At 62.6% G+C, this 16,335-nt stretch carries 18 protein-coding genes; 7 read left to right on the forward strand and 11 right to left on the reverse strand.

All coding sequences use genetic code 11. The annotated features are described in order from the left end of the window. Genes ACOIX3_RS32345 through ACOIX3_RS32355 form a run of 3 tightly spaced genes read left to right on the forward strand, consistent with a single transcriptional unit; the run spans nucleotide 1 to nucleotide 2,613 of the window. Nucleotides 1-435 carry a Zn-ribbon domain-containing OB-fold protein gene (locus ACOIX3_RS32345; protein WP_016844824.1) on the forward strand — a complete coding sequence of 145 codons (435 nt, stop codon included), beginning with the start codon at nucleotides 1-3 and terminating at the stop codon, nucleotides 433-435. Then, nucleotides 432-1,958, forward strand: a complete 1,527-nt coding sequence (locus ACOIX3_RS32350; protein ID WP_028342713.1) for a class I adenylate-forming enzyme family protein — start codon at nucleotides 432-434, stop codon at nucleotides 1,956-1,958. The genes ACOIX3_RS32345 and ACOIX3_RS32350 overlap by 4 nt, the downstream gene beginning before the upstream one ends. Nucleotides 1,959-2,001: 43 nt before the next feature. Next, on the forward strand, nucleotides 2,002-2,613 hold the full coding sequence (locus tag ACOIX3_RS32355; protein ID WP_080583573.1) for a TetR/AcrR family transcriptional regulator: 612 nt from the start codon (nucleotides 2,002-2,004) through the stop codon (nucleotides 2,611-2,613). Nucleotides 2,614-3,183: 570 nt separating this feature from the next. On the opposite strand, the gene ACOIX3_RS32360 is transcribed toward ACOIX3_RS32355, so the two are convergent. Genes ACOIX3_RS32360 through ACOIX3_RS32370 form a run of 3 tightly spaced genes read right to left on the reverse strand, consistent with a single transcriptional unit; the run spans nucleotide 3,184 to nucleotide 5,594 of the window. Beyond that, the gene (locus tag ACOIX3_RS32360; RefSeq protein ID WP_420966029.1) at nucleotides 3,184-4,311 is read right to left on the reverse strand and encodes an iron-containing alcohol dehydrogenase; all 1,128 of its coding nucleotides are present in this window, start codon (nucleotides 4,309-4,311) and stop codon (nucleotides 3,184-3,186) included. Nucleotides 4,312-4,337: 26 nt separating this feature from the next. Further along, nucleotides 4,338-4,775, reverse strand: a complete 438-nt coding sequence (locus ACOIX3_RS32365) for a cupin domain-containing protein (protein ID WP_092116247.1) — start codon at nucleotides 4,773-4,775, stop codon at nucleotides 4,338-4,340. A gap of 3 nt (nucleotides 4,776-4,778) precedes the next feature. Then, on the reverse strand, nucleotides 4,779-5,594 hold the full coding sequence (locus tag ACOIX3_RS32370; protein ID WP_420966031.1) for a helix-turn-helix domain-containing protein: 816 nt from the start codon (nucleotides 5,592-5,594) through the stop codon (nucleotides 4,779-4,781). A 30-nt stretch (nucleotides 5,595-5,624) separates the two neighbouring features. On the opposite strand from ACOIX3_RS32370, the gene ACOIX3_RS32375 reads away from it, so the two are divergent. Further along, a complete protein-coding gene (locus tag ACOIX3_RS32375; RefSeq protein ID WP_420966032.1) occupies nucleotides 5,625-6,830 on the forward strand; it encodes an ABC transporter substrate-binding protein in 1,206 nt (401 codons plus the stop codon). Nucleotides 6,831-6,983: 153 nt separating this feature from the next. Here the strand turns inward: ACOIX3_RS32375 and ACOIX3_RS32380 are convergent, their stop codons facing one another. From ACOIX3_RS32380 to ACOIX3_RS32400, 5 genes are all read right to left on the reverse strand, one after another. Then, nucleotides 6,984-7,544 (reverse strand): hypothetical protein, encoded by a 561-nt coding sequence (locus ACOIX3_RS32380; RefSeq protein ID WP_420966033.1) that lies wholly within the window; start codon nucleotides 7,542-7,544, stop codon nucleotides 6,984-6,986. Between the two features lie 135 nt (nucleotides 7,545-7,679). Further along, entirely contained in the window at nucleotides 7,680-8,789 is a 1,110-nt protein-coding gene (locus tag ACOIX3_RS32385; protein WP_420966034.1) for an ABC transporter ATP-binding protein, read from the reverse strand. 12 nt (nucleotides 8,790-8,801) lie between these two features. After that, a complete protein-coding gene (locus ACOIX3_RS32390) occupies nucleotides 8,802-9,623 on the reverse strand; it encodes an ABC transporter permease (RefSeq protein ID WP_420966035.1) in 822 nt (273 codons plus the stop codon). Continuing rightward, nucleotides 9,623-10,474 (reverse strand): ABC transporter permease, encoded by an 852-nt coding sequence (locus ACOIX3_RS32395; RefSeq protein ID WP_420966036.1) that lies wholly within the window; start codon nucleotides 10,472-10,474, stop codon nucleotides 9,623-9,625. The genes ACOIX3_RS32390 and ACOIX3_RS32395 overlap by 1 nt, the downstream gene beginning before the upstream one ends. A gap of 25 nt (nucleotides 10,475-10,499) precedes the next feature. After that, complete coding sequence (locus tag ACOIX3_RS32400; protein WP_420966037.1) at nucleotides 10,500-11,513, reverse strand: ABC transporter substrate-binding protein; 1,014 nt, start codon at nucleotides 11,511-11,513, stop codon at nucleotides 10,500-10,502. Nucleotides 11,514-11,712: 199 nt separating this feature from the next. Here ACOIX3_RS32400 and ACOIX3_RS32405 point away from each other — a divergent pair, with 199 nt between their 5' ends. The 3 genes from ACOIX3_RS32405 (at nucleotide 11,713) to ACOIX3_RS32415 (ending at nucleotide 13,364) form a co-directional block, all read left to right on the forward strand. Next, entirely contained in the window at nucleotides 11,713-12,237 is a 525-nt protein-coding gene (locus tag ACOIX3_RS32405) for a thiamine pyrophosphate-binding protein (protein ID WP_420966038.1), read from the forward strand. Nucleotides 12,238-12,308: 71 nt separating this feature from the next. Further along, nucleotides 12,309-12,860 (forward strand): thiamine pyrophosphate-dependent enzyme, encoded by a 552-nt coding sequence (locus ACOIX3_RS32410; RefSeq protein ID WP_420966039.1) that lies wholly within the window; start codon nucleotides 12,309-12,311, stop codon nucleotides 12,858-12,860. Between the two features lie 177 nt (nucleotides 12,861-13,037). After that, on the forward strand, nucleotides 13,038-13,364 hold the full coding sequence (locus ACOIX3_RS32415; protein ID WP_420966040.1) for a hypothetical protein: 327 nt from the start codon (nucleotides 13,038-13,040) through the stop codon (nucleotides 13,362-13,364). 69 nt (nucleotides 13,365-13,433) lie between these two features. Here the strand turns inward: ACOIX3_RS32415 and ACOIX3_RS32420 are convergent, their stop codons facing one another. The 3 genes from ACOIX3_RS32420 to ACOIX3_RS32430 are packed head-to-tail and all read right to left on the reverse strand — an operon-like array spanning nucleotide 13,434 to nucleotide 16,328. After that, the gene (locus tag ACOIX3_RS32420) at nucleotides 13,434-14,831 is read right to left on the reverse strand and encodes an NAD(P)(+) transhydrogenase (Re/Si-specific) subunit beta (RefSeq protein ID WP_092116272.1); all 1,398 of its coding nucleotides are present in this window, start codon (nucleotides 14,829-14,831) and stop codon (nucleotides 13,434-13,436) included. A 43-nt stretch (nucleotides 14,832-14,874) separates the two neighbouring features. Further along, nucleotides 14,875-15,192 carry a proton-translocating transhydrogenase family protein gene (locus ACOIX3_RS32425; protein WP_016841609.1) on the reverse strand — a complete coding sequence of 106 codons (318 nt, stop codon included), beginning with the start codon at nucleotides 15,190-15,192 and terminating at the stop codon, nucleotides 14,875-14,877. 11 nt (nucleotides 15,193-15,203) lie between these two features. Continuing rightward, a complete protein-coding gene (locus ACOIX3_RS32430) occupies nucleotides 15,204-16,328 on the reverse strand; it encodes a Re/Si-specific NAD(P)(+) transhydrogenase subunit alpha (protein ID WP_420971842.1) in 1,125 nt (374 codons plus the stop codon). Between the last annotated feature and the right edge of the window lie 7 nt (nucleotides 16,329-16,335).

Below are 16,335 nucleotides of genomic sequence, written 5' to 3' on the forward strand. Positions count from 1 at the left end.
ATGATCAACGACAACATCAAGCCCCAGCGTCCACTGCCGAAGATCGGCTCCTATCTCGATACAAAGGAGTTTTGGGGCGGGGCCAAGCGCGGCAAACTCATGCTGCAGTTCTGCACACAGACGCAAAGATACCAGCACTATCCGCGGCCGATTAGTCTCTATACCGGCCGACATACGATCGAATGGCGCGAGACCTCGGGAAAGGGCACAGTCTATTCGTGGACGGTAACGCGCTCGCCCTGGCCCGGTCATGAGGCGCGGGTGCCTTACCTGTGTGCCTATGTCGACCTCGCGGAGGGAGTGCGGTTTCTGTGCAATCTCGTCGATTGTTCAGAGGACGAAGTTGTCATCGGCATGCCGGTCGAGGTTCGCTGGGACCGGCTAAACGACGAGACCGTCTATCCCGACTTCGCTCCTGTACGGGTCGCGCCGTGAAGCTTGCATCTTATCTGGCTGCGCAAGCGCAGGCGTTCCCTGACAAAGCCGCACTCGTCTGCGGCGAGACCCGCGTGACGTTTCGTCAATTGTACGAGGACAGTGATCGTATAGCGACCGCACTGCGGAAGTCGGGCGTTGCTATCGGTGATCGGGTGGCAATGTGCCTGCCCAATTGCTGCGAGTTCGTCACAGTGTTCTTCGCGATCGTGAAGAGTGGCGCGCTGGCGATGCCGATCAACATGCGATTGTCGACCAACGAGATTGCGACCATCTTTGCTGACGCGGCGCCAGCCGCGGTCTTCTTCAGCGAAGGCGAGCGTGAAGTGGTCGATCATATCTGCCGTGGAGGCGCCGTCCGCCGCTTCGTGGTCGGGCCTTCCGACGACCCGACTGAACTTTCCATTGCGTCGATGCTCGCATGTCAACCGGAACCAATTGAACTGCCTTCCGAGCACGACGATTGCATGATTTCCTACACGTCCGGTACGACTGGACACCCCAAGGGCGTCATCACCACGCAGGCGAACTATATCGTCGGAAACGGCTTCCTGAACGCGATGTATTGGAAGCTGTCGCCCGATGATCGCATCGTCGTGACGACGCCGCTTGCGCATCGCACGGCATTTGCACGGGTCGGCAACATGGCCGTGTTGGGCGCGACACTGTATATCATGCCGCGCTTTGACGTGAATGAAGCGATGCAACTGATCGAGGCCGAAAAGATCAGCTTGATTTCGATCGTTCCGACCGTCGGAAGAATGATGTTGCCCGTCATCGAGGCTGAACCGACCCGATTCAGTTCATTGCGCGTGCTGGTCGCAACGGGCGAGGCCTTTCCAGCCGAGATCAAGCGGCGTTTGCTAAAGGCGCTGCCGAAGCTCGAGATATTTTCATTTTTCGCAATGACGGAGGCCGGCTCGCTGGCGATGCTCAAGCCGGACGAACAGTTCGACCATGGGGCTTCGGTCGGTCGCGTCACTCCCGGCGTCGAAATGCGCCTCGTCGATGCAGACGGACAGACGGTCAACACCGGCGAAGCAGGCGAGATTTGGGTCAGATGCGGGTTGCCCGGACAATATCTGCTGTTCAGGACTTACTTCAATCAACCGCAGGCGATGCGAGACGCCTTCCAGGAAGGCTGGTTCAAGACAGGCGATATCGGCCGTTTCGACGCGGATGGATTTCTCTATATTGTCGACCGCAAGAAGGACATGGTGCTATCCGGCGGATACAACATCTACTCCAAGGAGGTCGAGCAAGTGCTGCTCCGATATAGCGGGGTTGCCGACGCCGCCGTCGTAGGCGTCCCCGACGACGTTTACGGAGAAGCCGTTGCCGCGTTCATCGAGCCTGAGGTGGATGTGATGCTCACCGAGGACGAATTGATTCGATGGTGCGCCTCTGAGCTGGCGAGCTACAAGAAGCCGAAGCACGTGGTGTTCTTGCGCGAATTGCCGAGGAACAGTACCGGCAAGGTGATCAAGACTGAATTGCGGACGCTATTCCGCTTACGACACTGACACGCCAAGCGTGGCTACCTAACGCACGAGCGCAACAACGCAAATGAGCGTCAATTCCTTCAAACGGACACCACCGCCTGAAACTCGCGGGCAATTGCAGCAGAAGCATATTGCCGGCGTGGTGTATGATCTCATTGCGGAGCAAGGGATCGAGAATCTCACGATGCGACAAGTTGCCGATGCTGCCAAGGTAAGTCTGGGCACCATCACGTACCATTTTCGCAGCAAGGAAGCATTGATCGCCGCTGCGCTGGAATCTGGTTATGAATTGCCGGACGACTGGGATCAGTATAAGGGCTCGCCAGCTGCCCAGCTTCGCCGCATTGCTCTATCCTACGCATTGCAGTCGCCCAAGGAGCGTTGGTGGCGATTCTGGATAAACTATGTCGCAATGAGCACCCGCGACGCTGAAATTCAGGCGATTCAAACCAGACGCTTCGACAAGCAGCGCCGGTTCTGGATCAAGCTCTTCAGGGAAGGCAAGGAGCTCGGCGAAATCCGTGGCGACCTACCGGTCGAAGAGACCGTCGATCGGATGCTGGTCGAGGTGCATGGTCATGTCATTCTGCAATTGGTCAAGCCCAATCCGAGAATGCGGATGGATGCGCGCGAGGCAATAAACAGGATGATCGACGCGATCCTCGACAAGCCGTAATTGCACATCCGTATTTGGTCGGCACCGCGGCTCGCGTTCGCGCTTTCCGGCGCGAGGGCTTCCTGTTCGTTGGTCGGGATCTGCGCTGGCAGCTGCTGGAGCGAGGCCGATCGCGGCCGCACCACCGGCGTGATGGGTGCCGCCACTCGTGGAACATTGAGCGCTGGCGGCGAGCACTGGATTCGCGACGCGCGGCCCGTCGAACGATGCCGATCGGCAGGTCCGCGGTATGTCGTTGATGTGAAGGGCGCAAAGGAGCTGGCGGAGAGAGTGGAAGTCGAACCTACGAGCCAGGCCGTTCGGCGGTCGGGATCGGAAGCTCGGCCAACCGCACCAGTTTCGCACCAGAAACGATCCCTCCAAGAGCGATAAACGCGGCCAACCATCACAAAAAATGCTGAAAAATCAACGGCCGCATCCCTTGTCCTGCCGCTCATAACGGTCTGGTTGCAGGTTCGAGTCCTGCCGGGCCCACCATCAGATCAAAGCCCTGGCTCCGGGACCCCATGCGTGCTGCATCGATGGAGCCGTCCGGCATCGCGCTCGCCGCATCATCTCGCCGCGGTCCACTCACTCCCAGGCCGCCTGGAAAATGGCGCGGTAGCCGTCGGCATCCACCGGACGCGGATTGGTGGCGGTGGAATGATCCCTCGCCGCCTTCTCCGCCATGTCGTCCAGCACCGAGGCCGGCACACCCATGGCGCGCAGGCCGCGCGGCAGATTGAGCTCGGCATTGAGCGCATCGAAGAACGCGGCGATGTCGGCATCTTCGGGCAGACCGAGCGCCAGCCTCAGCCGCGGCAGCTTGGCTGCGATCGCCGGAGCATTGTAGCGCATCACCGCAGGCATCAGCACCGCATTGAGTGTGCCGTGATGCAGGCTCGGCGATGCGAGGCTGCCAAGCGCGTGCGACAACCCGTGCACCGCGCCGAGGCCTTTCTGGAAGCACAGGCCGCCCTGCAGCGCGCCCATCATCACTTCGGCGCGGGCGTCGCGGTCATCGCCCGCCCTCACCGCCTGCTTGAGATGGCCGACGATGCGCGCCGCGCCATCGAGCGCGATCGCATCCGCCGGTGGATTGAAGCGCGGCGACAGATAGGTCTCGATGCAATGCGACAGCGCGTCCATGCCGGTCGCGGCCGTCAGTGCCGGCGGCAGGCCGAGCGTCAGCAGCGGATCGCAGATCGCCCGCGCCGGGATGAGATGCGGACTGATCAGGCCGACCTTGCGGCCGTCCTCGAGCGTGATGAGGGCGGCGCGGCCAACTTCGCTTCCGGTGCCGGCGGTGGTCGGAATCGCGATCAGCGGCGCGACGGCGGCGGTGATCCGCGCCACACCGCCATCGATCGCGGCATATTGCGCCAACGGGCCTGCATGGGTGGCGAGCAGCGCCACCGCCTTGGCGAGATCGATCGGCGAGCCGCCGCCGAGCGCGACGAGGCCGTCGCATCCGGCCTCGCGATAGCGTGCGAGCGCCTGCAGCGTCGCACGCTCGGTCGGATTCGGCGGCGTCGCGTCGAACACCACAGGAGCAGTGCCGAGCGTGGCGGTCACGCGCTCCGCCAGGCCGGCCGCGACGATGCCGCGGTCCGTGACGAGCATCGGCCGACGGATACCGAGCGCTGCGATCTCGTCGCCGAGCGCGTCCGCCTCGCCGAAGCCGAAGCGAATGGTGGTGAGATAGGTGATCAGCGCCATGGCTTGTCGTCCGTTGCGCCGATCGATCAGAGGTCGGTGCGTTCTTCGGCGATGTCGCGACGCTGCTCCATGTTGAAGCGCCCCGCATAGATCGGCCGCCCGCCGGTGGTCGGACCCGGATATTGCACGATCAGGATATCGCCGCCGGTCGCGGTCTCGAACTTGCCTTCGAAATGCGGGTCCGGATGAAAGATCATGGTGCCCGGCGTGTAGAGATTGTCGTCGATCCTGAATTCGCCGCTCAGGATGTACCAGACCTGCGCGAACTCGTGATTGTGGATCGGATGATGTGCGCCCGGCTCCAGCCGCAGGATGCCCGCGTTCGGCTCGGTCGGCCGCTCCGGCCGCGGGTGGAACAGCATCTTGCCGGTCTCGCCAGGCCAGCGGATGGTCTCCCACTCCACATCGTCGATGTGCTTCGCCTCATACGGCAGGTGCCTGCCGGTCGCGGTTGCGGTCTGCATGGATCAGTCTCCTTGGGGCTTGCTCTTGGGTGATCGAGGTGGGGCGGCGGCGCTCGGCACGCGCCACCAGTCGAAATGCTCGGCCTTCTGCGGCGACTTCGCGACCACCATCAGGATGCGCGCTTCGTCCTCGCTGATGTTGTCGGCGCGGTGCGGCAGCTCGGAATTGAGGAAAATGCCCTCACCGGGCGCCAGATCGAACACCTCGGCGCCGACGTGGAAGCGGATGCGCCCGCTGATCACGTAGCAGTATTCCTGTCCCGGATGCGACACCATCAGGTCCATCCGGTTCTTGCGCGGGAACGAGAGGTGAAACACCTCCAGATCATCGTTCGGCATGCCGCCCGCGAACAATCGCCAGCGATAGCCGGTGCTCGGGATGCTCTGGTCTTCGCCATCGTCGCCATGGCGATGCAGCGTGACGTGGCTGCGCGACTGGTCCTGCGGTGCGGCGAACAATTCGCTGACGCCAATGTCGAGCGCCTGCGCGATCTGGATCAGATTGGCAACGGAGCTCGACACCTGCCCGCGCTCGAGGCGCGACACGAAGGCGTCGGACAGCCCGGTGGTGTCGGCCAGATCCTTCAGCTTCATGCCACGCTCCTCCCGCAGCGAGCGAATGCGTGCTCCAAGCCTCGCCAGCGTCTCGTCCTGCGTTTTCATTGCTCCGACCCTCTCCTTAATTTGCTTCCTTGTCAATAAAAATTGCTCTACAAGCAATTTTCGTTGTGCTCGATGTTGAAATCGCGGGAAATACCAGTGGTTCTCCGCACCGATGCACAAGCGAATTGCGTACCACGCAACAAAACCAAACAGCAAACAACACGACCTCCGGAGGAGCACCCGACCATGACAACCACTCTCAGGGCCCTATGCGCGGCGATGACCGCGACGCTGCTGCACATTCACGTCGCGCACGCCGCGATGTCCGACAATGTGATCCGCATCGGGGTCCTCAACGACCGCTCCGGCGCCTATGCCGACCTCGGCGGCGAAGGCTCGGTCGTCGCGGCGAAGATGGCGGCGGAGGAGTTCGGCAACAGCATCGGCGGCGTGCCGGTCGAGATCGTCGCGGCCGATCACCAGAACAAGCCGGACATCGGGCTTGGCATCGTGCGGCGCTGGTTCGACACCGAGAAAGTCGACGTCGTTGCCGACATTTCCAATTCCGGCGTGGGTTTCGCGGTGACCGCTCTCGCCAAGGAACGCAACAAGATCGTGCTGAACGCGTCGGCCTCCTCCGACTTCACCGGCAAGGCCTGTACCCGGACCTCGTTCCAGTGGGTCTACACGAGCTATACCAACGGCTACGGCCTCGCGCGGGCGCTCACGGCGCAGAAGCTCGACAGCTGGTTCCTGATCACGGTGGACTATTCGTTCGGTCACGCCTTCGCCGCCGACATGCGCCGCGCGGTCGAGAACGGCGGCGGCAAGGTGATCGGCGAAGTGCGCCACCCGCTCAACACCGCCGACTTCAGTTCGGTGCTGCTGCAGGCGCAGGCGTCCGGCGCCAAGGTGATCGCGCTGGCCAACGCCGGCGCCGACATGACCAACTCGGTGAAACAGGCGGCCGAGTTCGGCATCACCCGCGGACAGGCATTGGTGGCACCGACCGTGTTCCTCACCGACGTCGACGCGATGGGCCTTGCGGCCGCACAGAACCTGCAGTTCGTCACCGCATACTATTGGGACCGCGATGCCGAGTCGCGGGCGTGGGCCAACAAGTTCTTTGAGAAGGTTGGGCGGATGCCAACCATGACCCAGGCCGGCGTCTATTCAGCCGTGCGGCACTATCTGCGTGCGGTGCAGGCCGCAAACTCCGACGATGGCCTTGCTGTCGCAGCCAAGATACGCGAATTGCCGGTTGCCGATTCGTTTGCTCGCGGCACGGTCCGTAGCGACGGCCAGTTCGTGCACGACATGTACCTGGCGCGCGTCAAGACACCGGCGGCCTCGAGCCGACGCTGGGACTACTACGACATCGTCGCAACGATTCCCGCCGAGCAGGCCTTCCGCCCGCTCGGCGAGGGTGGCTGCGAGCTGGTGTCGCAGTGACGACGCAGGCGGACGGTGGCCAACACCATCGTCCGTCATCGCCCATAGCGGCCTGTGTGCAGGTTGGCGGGCGGCGTCTCCTGGGCCCGCCAGGCGCACCTTCGCCATCGAAGCCTCAATTCGATAGACCGCCGTCCAGCTCAACTGCCGAAGTCAGTTGCGCGCTTCCCGCCGAAGAAATTGAGCAATCGGCATCAAGGCGTCGATCGAGGGCAAACCTGCGCGCGCCTCACTGCATGACGACCAGGGATAGGGGATAGCCGAAAGCCATTGCAGGACAGACGCCTGATAGCTCGCCGGCAGCACACACATGAACTCGATCTTGATGAGCAGCCGCTTGACGCGACCGTCACCGGCGGCATCAAAATCCCAGGTGTACTCGCCGCAACCGACGCGTACCTCGCCGTCGGACTTGTTTGACATCCCCACCAGCCAGTCGCATTGAAACCGTGGAAGACGATTGGACTCAGGGCACGAGAGGCAGAAAGTGCGCACATTCTCATACTGCGATCCAAAGTTTCGTACGAGAACGTCGGTGACGCTCTCCAATCCGTGAGCCGAGCTTGGAAACGAGATCGCGTCGGTCAGGAGCTGCATCTGGAGCTCACACTCCTGCACGAACGCACGCTTCATGAGCTGGGGCAGGTTTCGGTCCTTTGCCTCGATGTACGTGCTGATCGCCTCGGCTGCGGTGATCGATTGGGGCTCACTCAACATTCTCTCCACAGTTGCGCGACCAGATACAATGACGCCGCAGGAAACAACAAGATGGGCGCCGCTAGACCGGCCTCACAATACACCGCAAGCTTGATTTCTTCACGCTCACGCCTCTGCGAAAGACGATTGGATTCAGGCTGCCGGAAATGCCGAGCACCGATCTGTCTGAATGGCAATGCCGACAGGCGCCCCCATTGGCCAGCGCAGAACGGCCTGCTCGCCCGGGGATCGCACCAGCAGCCGCTCCCCGGCGCCTCCAGCGCACTCGATCTGAAGATCGACGTGGCCACCCTGGTAGATCTGAGCCACAACGCTGCCCTTGATGGCGCACGGCTCCTCGGGCGCCACAACGCTGAACTGTTCGGGGCGGACGAACAGGTCAACCGCCGCGGACTTCTCGAGCCCGGAAAGGCTCTCGCCCGGCACGTTCACCAGCGCATCGCCGAGCGCGACAATCGCTTGCCTGGCCTGCATGCTCACAAGCTGGCCACGCAGCCTGTTGTTATCGCCGACGAAGCCGGCCACGAACGGGTCCGCCGGGCTGCGATAGACGTCAACAGGGCTTCCGAGTTGCCTGATCCGGCCCTCGGACATGACCGCCACGCGATCGGACATGCTCAAGGCCTCGCCTTGATCGTGCGTCACAAAGATCGTGGTCAGACCCAGCTTGCGCTGAATTTCCCGCAGCTCCACCTGCATCGAGGTCCGCAGGCTCTTGTCCAGCGCCGAGAACGGCTCATCGAGCAGCAGGACGGTCGGGTTAATGACGAGTGCGCGCGCGAGCGCAACGCGCTGCTGTTGGCCGCCGGACAATTGCCGGGGCTTGCGGTTCTCCATGCCCTTCAGCTTGACAAGCGCCAGCGCATCGGCGACCCGTTTGTCCCGCTCACCCTTGGGGACCCGCCGCGTCTTCAGGCCGTAGGCGACGTTTTCCGCCACACTCATGTGCGGAAACAGCGCGTAGTTCTGAAACATCATGCCGATGCCGCGCTGGTAGGTCGGAATGTCATTCACGCGCTTGCCTTCGATCGAGATCGAACCGCCGTCCGGCCCCAGAAAGCCCGCGGCCAGCTTGAGCAGCGTTGTCTTGCCGCACCCCGATGGACCAAGCAGCGTCACGAACTCGCTGCGGCCGACGCCGAGCGTCACGGCGTTCAGGGCCACGACATCGTCAAATCGCTTGGTCACGGCGTCGAAATGGACCGCCGTTTGCTCCCCTTCAACATTCGCAGACGGCTTCAAGATCCGTGCTCCCTAGTGAGACTGCTCGATATTGAGGACCTTGCCGAGCCCGAGGAACGCATTGGCAAAGGCGATCAAGGCCGCGGTGCCGACGATATACATGACCGATAGTGCCGCCATCGACGGATCGGCGAACTCGCGCACATAATTGTACATCGCGACCGGAAGCGTTTGGGTCCGCTGCGAGGTCACGAACAGCGAGGCCGTGAACTCGTTGAATGAGAGGATCGCTGCGAACAGCCAGCCGCTGACGAGCCCGGGCAGCAACAGCGGCAGGGTGACGGTGGTCAGGACGCGAAGCGGTCCGGCGCCGAGGCTCGCAGCAGCGTGTTCGTAACTCTGGTCGAGATTCCTCAGCGAGACATACACGCTGCGCAGAACGAACGGCAGCACCAGGATAACGTGGCAGATCACGACGACCGCAAAACCGCGGCTCAGGCCGACTTGCGCCGCGAGGATGAGAAAGCCGAGCCCTACCGTGAAGTGCGGAATCACCAACGGCGAGATGAGGACTCCCTCGATGGCGGACTTGAGCGGAAACTTGTAGCGGTCGATGACAAAAGCGAACATGCCGCCAACGCACAGCGCGATCGTCGAGCTCCAGGCCGTGACGATCAGGCCGTTGAAGAACCCTTGCCGGAAGTCTTCATAGGCGAGGGCCCTACCGAACCATCGCCACGACCAGGCCTGCGGCGGGAATGACAGGATGGGCTTGTCGTTGAACGCGGCGATCGTCACGACTGCCGCCGGCAGCACAAGAAAGGCGATGATGACGAGCACCGTCAGCAATCCGACCCAGCCGAGCACTCTCTGATAGGTCGAGCGCGGAATCATCAATGCACCTCGATGTTCTGAAGCGGTCGGGACGCAAGCTGAAGCAGTCCAAGCACGAGGGCGGTCAAGGCCAGCCCAGCCACGCACAATGTCGCGGCGAAGGGAAAGTTGAAGCTCGAAAATCCAAGCTGGTAGACCAGATTGGAGATCATATTGACGCGGCCGCCGCCGATGAGTTGCGGCGTGGCGAATGCCGAGAACGTCCAGGCGAATGCCGTCGTGGTGCCGGCGACCACGCCCGGCAAGGACAGCGGCAATGTCACGGTCAGGAACACCCGAATGGGACCGGCTCCCAGGCTTTCAGCCGCTCGGGAATAGTCGCGGTCGATATGGGACAATCCGGCGGCCAGCATGATGACCATGACCGGCAGCGTGACGTGCACGAGCGCAACCACAACGCCGAATGGCGTGAACATCAGCTGCAGCGGCTTACCGATGAGGCCGAGCGACATCAGCAAGGAATTGATGAAGCCATTGTTGCCCAGGACGATGATCCACGCATAGGTGCGAACGACCTCGCCCAGAAACAGCGGCGTCACGACAATCACCAGGAGAACGGAGCGCAGGATCGGCTGTTCGACGCGCACAAGTGCATAGGCCAGCGGATATCCGACGATCAATGTCACGACCGCGGTCATCGCGCACACGACGACGGTATCGAGAAACACGCGCGCGTAGAGCGGCTTGAGAAGGTCGGCGAAATTCGCCAGCGTAAATCCGCCGGGGTCGAGCGATCCCGGCACGTAGGCCCTGAGGCTGTATTGCAGAACAGCAACCATCGCCGCGAGGAACCCGATCGCACAGAGCGCCGCCGGCGCCGTGAAGATGCGCAGAAATGGCTGCTGATTCATGATACCGGACCGATCTGGCAACGGATCAGTTCATGATGTTTTCGGCGAACCATTTGCGCCATTCCGCCGTCTTGTTAGCGCGCAGCTTGGCGTCGATGTTGATCTGCTGCTTCCATTGCTCCGCCGACGTGAAGACGCCCGGAAGCTTGGCGATTTCAGGATCGATCTTCGCGTTGAGGACTGCCGGGCTTCCCTTCTTCTGCTTCGAGATCTCAGCCTGAATTTCTGGGTCGTAGAGCGCGTTGATGAACTTGTATGCGAGGTCAACCTTCTTTGACCCCTTCATGATCGCGACGGTGTCGATTCCCAGCACCGCGCCCTCTTTCGGCATCGCGAGCGTGATCGGAATGCCCTGCCCGATCATGTAGTAGGCGTTCATCGAAAGCACGATCTGCACCGGCGTCTCGCCGCTCGCGAGCAGTTGCTGGCTGTTGGCGTCATTAGTGTAGAACGCCTTGAAGTTTGGCTTGAGCGCCTTGAGCTTCTCCTCGCCTTGTTCCCAATGGGCCGGGTCGGCGCCGGCAAGAATGGCGGCGACCGCAATGATGTGGCTGGGATCGAAATCCGGAGCGGCGAGCTTGTCCTTCAGCTCCGGCTTCCAGAGATCATTCCAGCTTTCGAACTTGGTGTCCTTGATCAGATCGGGGCGGTAGCCGATCGTGTAGACATAGGCCCAGGCGCCGAGATGGTAGGGACTGATCCGCGCCTCGTCCGCGAGGTTCTTCGCATTGGGGATCTTCGAGGTATCGATCGTCTCGAACAACCCGTCATTGGCATAGAGCCACCCGACATGCGACGTCGTGAACGTCACGTCGCTGTCGGGATTTCCCTTGGCGAGCTTTTCCTTGTTCAGTCGATCGATGGTGCCGCCGGTGATGAATTCGACAGGGACGCCGGTTTCGGCGGTGAATTTCCTGGCAACCGTCTCGGCCACCAGATCGCGCCAACTGCCGCCCCAGATACTGACAACGAGCTTGTCTTGTGCGTGAGCCGGCAAAGCAATCAGAACAGCGATCAACACGGACCAAAGGCGAAGCATAGCTGCAGTCTCCCTCCAGCGAGGGAATGCAGCGCCCGGCTCCAGCTGCAATCCTCGGTCATGAAATTAAACTTATCATCTGCTTAATAGTACCTTTTATCAGGCACCTTACCGACCCGCAATAGTTTTATCTTATCGACAATAGTACCTTTTGCGAATAGCCTGCGCGCCACGTTGGTTGAAATCACGGAGGCAGTCGATGACGACATCGACGGAAGCTTTAGAGGCCCATCGGCCGTCTGCCGTTCTCAATACGCTCAAGCGTCTTGGTTTCGGCACCGTCGTCTCTGTCCCCGACAGCTGGCTGGGCGAAATCCTTATTCGCATCGACCAGGAGCCGGGCATGACGCTGGTGCGCGCAACCCATGAAGAGGAGGCGCTTGCGATCGCTTGTGGCAGCCGGCTCGGTAGCGTTCGCACCGCCCTGCTTGTGCAGAATGCCGGTGTGCTCAGCATGGGTGCGGGCATGGTGTCGCTCGCGCAGCGCTATCAATTTCCGCTGCTGATGCTGGTGTCCTATCGGGGCACGCCCGATGATCCGGTCTTCTATCATGTGCCGAAGGGCCGAGCGACGGAGCCGGTCTTCCGCGGCATCGGCCTCGCCCATGCCTGCACCGATCGATACCGCCCGATCGGTCCGCAGGTCGAACATGCCGCGACCTATGCGGAAGAAGCTTCTTGTCCGTTTGCCCTGCTGATGGGTCGGGAGGATATCCAGTGGTGACCAACGCACGACCGACCCGGGCGGATTACTACAGGGCGCTTGCCGGCAGCCTGCCGTCCCGCGCGCTCGTTGTGACGTCGCTCGGCAATGCTTCGTATTTGTGGGCATCGCTGCATCACGCACCGGAGAACTTCTACTTCGAAGACGCCATGGGACTGACACTCCCGCTGGCGCTGGGCCTGGCCATCGCTCAACCGGATCGTCCGGTCATCGCTGTCGAAGGCGATGGCGCCCTGCTCATGCATATGGGAACGCTCGTCACGATTGGCGCGATGAACCCGTCAAATCTCACCATCCTCCTGATCCAGAACGGCGTTCACGCAGCTTCAGGCGGTCAAGCCTTGACCAACGCGACGCTCGATCTGGCACAGCTGGCGCGGGCCTCGGGAATCAAGCACGCCGAGAACCTGAATGCGCCGAGCGCACTCGCCGCCGGCATCGCCGCGGCCGAAAAGCGCGATGGCGTCGGAGTCCTGGTTCTGGCGACGGAGCCCGACGTCGAAGTCGTGCGGCCGCCGATCTCACTCGATCCGATCGCGACAAAGCATCGCTTCATGGCTGCGATTGAGGCACCACGTTACATCCCGACAATGTTCGGCGGCGGGATGCTCGAGCGGCCCTAGCCAGCCGGCATTTGCCTTGCGCAAATCCATGGCGGCCGCTTCGTTGCCGAAGCGGGCCGCTCTTTTTTGGCACTCCGACATACCGCCGGGCTGTCGGACGACGCTGCGATCTTAGGCACAGGACGTCGAATCTTTGAACTTGTCCGCCGTTCATCACTTAGTACGATGTGTAGGACCATGGACTATTCGCCGGTTCGCTCGCTCTTGATGAGGACGACGACAACGATGCAACGCAACCACGACGCCTTGCGGATCGATGTGGCCGCGTCGATTTCCGTCGGCATGCCCGTTATTCACTTCAGTGACGGCGGCTCCCCGGTCCAGACGAATAAGTTTGGTCAGACAGCGGCTGCGGGTCAGCCGCAACACGGCGAGCGTCGAATGCCGGTGGTCCAGGCCTTGCTGATGCGGATTTGCTCGTCATCCGGTGAGGCATGGCCATCGCTCGAGCTCATCCTGGGCCGCACGCTATCGCCGCGGGACCCGATCGGATCCGGCGCTTGATAGGCCATCTGCTTCCGGGTTAGCCAATCGCAAGGCCCTGGCACGGGCGAGCGCCATTCGCTGCCTGCCTTACATCGCCTTGACGATGTTCTCGGTGACCTTCTTGGCGTCGCCGAGCAGCATCATGGTGTTGTCGCGGTAGAACAGCGGGTTGTCGATGCCGGCATAGCCCGACGCCAGTGAGCGCTTGATGAACATCACGGTGCCGGCCTTCCAGACCTGCAGCACCGGCATGCCGTAGATCGGCGAGGTCTTGTCCTCTTCGGCAGCCGGGTTGGTGACGTCGTTGGCGCCGATCACAAAGGCGATGTCAGCCTGGGCGAACTCCGAGTTGATGTCCTCGAGCTCGAACACCTCGTCATAGGGCACGTTGGCTTCGGCCAGCAGCACGTTCATGTGGCCGGGCATGCGCCCCGCCACCGGGTGAATGGCGTATTTCACCTCGACGCCTTCCTTCTTCAGGATATCGCCCATCTCGCGCAGCGCGTGCTGGGCCTGCGCCACCGCCATGCCGTAGCCGGGCACGATGATGACCTTGGAGGCGTTCTTCATGATGAAGGCGGCATCGTCCGCCGAGCCGAGCTTGGCGGGCTTCTGCTCGCCCGAGCCGCCGCCGGCGGCTGCGGTCTCGCCGCCGAAGCCGCCGAGGATCACCGAGATGAACGAGCGGTTCATCGCGTGGCACATGATGTAGGACAGGATCGCGCCCGAGGAGCCGACCAGCGCGCCGGTGATGATCAGCGCCGAGTTGCCGAGCGTGAAGCCGATGCCGGCCGCGGCCCAGCCCGAGTACGAGTTCAGCATCGAGATCACGACCGGCATGTCGGCGCCGCCGATCGGGATGATCATCAGGACGCCGAGCGCCAGCGCGATGATGGTGATCAGCCAGAAGTCGAGCGCGCTGCCGCTCATCACGAGGCCGACGATGAAGAACACCAGCGCCAAGGCGAGCACGATGTTGATGACGTGGCGGAACGGCAGGATGATCGGCGCGCCGCTCATCCGGGCCGACAGCTTCAGGAACGCGATCACCGAGCCGGTGAAGGTCAAGGCGCCGATCGCAACGCCGAGCGACATCTCGACCAGGCTCTGCGGATGGATGTTGCCGGGCGTACCGATGTCGAACGCTTCAGGCGCGTAGAACGCGCCGGCGGCGACCAGCACCGCGGCCATGCCGACCAGCGAGTGGAATGCGGCGACGAGCTCCGGCATCGAGGTCATCGGCACCCGGCGCGCGATCACAGCACCAATGCTGCCGCCGATCGCGATCGCGACGATCACCAAGAGCCAGGCGACGCCGTCGGCCGGCGGATGGCTCGCCAGCGTGGTGGCGACCGCGATCGCCATGCCGATCATGCCGAAGAAATTGCCCTGGCGCGACGATGCCGGGCTCGACAGGCCGCGCAGCGACAGGATGAACAGCACCCCCGCCACGAGATACAGAACAGCAGCCAGATTGGCGTTCATCTCAGGTCCCCCTTTGTCTTCGTCACCCCGAGGTGCACGCCGCTCACTTGGCTTTCTTCTTGTACATCGCCAGCATGCGCTGGGTGACCAGGAAGCCGCCGAAGATGTTCACGCAGGCGAAGATCAGCGCCACGAAGCCGAAGCCGCGGGCCCAGCCCGATCCGCTCGACACCATGCCGACGCCGACCGCGAGCAGCGCGCCGACCACGATCACCGACGAGATCGCGTTGGTCACGCTCATCAACGGGGTATGCAGCGCGGGGGTCACCGACCACACCACGAAATAGCCGACGAATACCGCAAGAACGAAGATCGACAGCCGGAACACGAACGGATCGACGGCCTGCGCGAGATGCTCCATGGCTTCTCTCCTTACTTCGGCTGGAAGTTGGGATGGATGACGGCGCCGTCCTTGGTCAGCGCGGTGGCCTTCACCAGCTCGTCGTCCCAATTGACCGCGAGCGCCTTGCTGGCCTTGTCGACCATGGTCTCGATGAACGAGAACAGATTGCGCGCATAGAGGCTCGAGGCAGAGGCCGCGACGCGGCCGGCGACATTGGTGTAGCCGACGATCTTGATGCCGTCGGTCTCGACCACCTCGCCGGGCCTCGCGCCCTCGACATTGCCGCCGCGCTCGACCGCGAGGTCGACCAGCACCGAGCCGGGCTTCATCGACTTGACCATCTCGCCGCTGACGAGCTTCGGCGCCGGGCGGCCCGGGATCAGCGCGGTCGTGATCACGATGTCCTGCTTCTTGATGTGCTCGGCGGTCAGCGCGGCCTGCTTGGCCTGGTACTCCTTGGACATCTCCTTGGCGTAGCCGCCGGCGGTCTGCGCGTTCTTGAACTCCTCGTCCTCGACGGCGAGGAATTTGGCGCCGAGGCTCTCGACCTGCTCCTTGGTGGCGGGGCGCACGTCGGTCGCGGTGACGACGGCACCTAACCGCCGCGCGGTCGCGATCGCCTGCAGGCCGGCGACGCCGACCCCCATCACGAACACCTTGGCGGCCGGAATGGTGCCGGCGGCGGTCATCATCATCGGGAAGGCGCGGCCGAACGCTTCGGCGCCCTCGATCACCGCCCGGTAGCCGGCGAGGTTGGCCTGCGAGGACAGCACGTCCATCACCTGGGCGCGGGTGATGCGCGGCATCAATTCCATCGCAAACGCCGACACGCCGGCATCAGCCATCGTCTTCAGCGCGGCCTCGTTGCCATAGGGATCCATGATCGCGATCACCAGCGCACCGCGCTTGTACTTCGCGAGCTCCGAGGCCTCCGGCCGCTTCACCTTGATGATGATGTCGGCGTCCTTGAGCGCATCGGCGCTGACGGTCGCGCCCGCCGCGACAAGCTCCGAATCGGGCAGCCCCGACTTGACGCCCGCGCCCGGCTCGACCGCGACCTCGGCGCCCAGCGCCTTGAACTTCTTGATGGTATCGGGCGAGACCGCAACCCGCGGCTCGGACGCATCGATTTCCTTGGCAACGGCGATCTTCACGCTCACA

Source organism: Bradyrhizobium sp. B120 (assembly GCF_049075665.1).
Taxonomy (GTDB): domain Bacteria; phylum Pseudomonadota; class Alphaproteobacteria; order Rhizobiales; family Xanthobacteraceae; genus Bradyrhizobium.

Coding starts and splice junctions, on each gene's coding strand:
- ACOIX3_RS32345 (WP_016844824.1), top strand. CDS start 1: ATGATCAACGACAACATCAAGCCCCAGCGTCCACTGCCGAAGATCGGC.
- ACOIX3_RS32355 (WP_080583573.1), top strand. CDS start 2,002: ATGAGCGTCAATTCCTTCAAACGGACACCACCGCCTGAAACTCGCGGG.
- ACOIX3_RS32360 (WP_420966029.1), bottom strand. CDS start 4,311: ATGGCGCTGATCACCTATCTCACCACCATTCGCTTCGGCTTCGGCGAG.
- ACOIX3_RS32365 (WP_092116247.1), bottom strand. CDS start 4,775: ATGCAGACCGCAACCGCGACCGGCAGGCACCTGCCGTATGAGGCGAAG.
- ACOIX3_RS32375 (WP_420966032.1), top strand. CDS start 5,625: ATGACAACCACTCTCAGGGCCCTATGCGCGGCGATGACCGCGACGCTG.
- ACOIX3_RS32390 (WP_420966035.1), bottom strand. CDS start 9,623: ATGATTCCGCGCTCGACCTATCAGAGAGTGCTCGGCTGGGTCGGATTG.
- ACOIX3_RS32395 (WP_420966036.1), bottom strand. CDS start 10,474: ATGAATCAGCAGCCATTTCTGCGCATCTTCACGGCGCCGGCGGCGCTC.
- ACOIX3_RS32400 (WP_420966037.1), bottom strand. CDS start 11,513: ATGCTTCGCCTTTGGTCCGTGTTGATCGCTGTTCTGATTGCTTTGCCG.
- ACOIX3_RS32405 (WP_420966038.1), top strand. CDS start 11,713: ATGACGACATCGACGGAAGCTTTAGAGGCCCATCGGCCGTCTGCCGTT.
- ACOIX3_RS32415 (WP_420966040.1), top strand. CDS start 13,038: ATGGACTATTCGCCGGTTCGCTCGCTCTTGATGAGGACGACGACAACG.
- ACOIX3_RS32420 (WP_092116272.1), bottom strand. CDS start 14,831: ATGAACGCCAATCTGGCTGCTGTTCTGTATCTCGTGGCGGGGGTGCTG.
- ACOIX3_RS32425 (WP_016841609.1), bottom strand. CDS start 15,192: ATGGAGCATCTCGCGCAGGCCGTCGATCCGTTCGTGTTCCGGCTGTCG.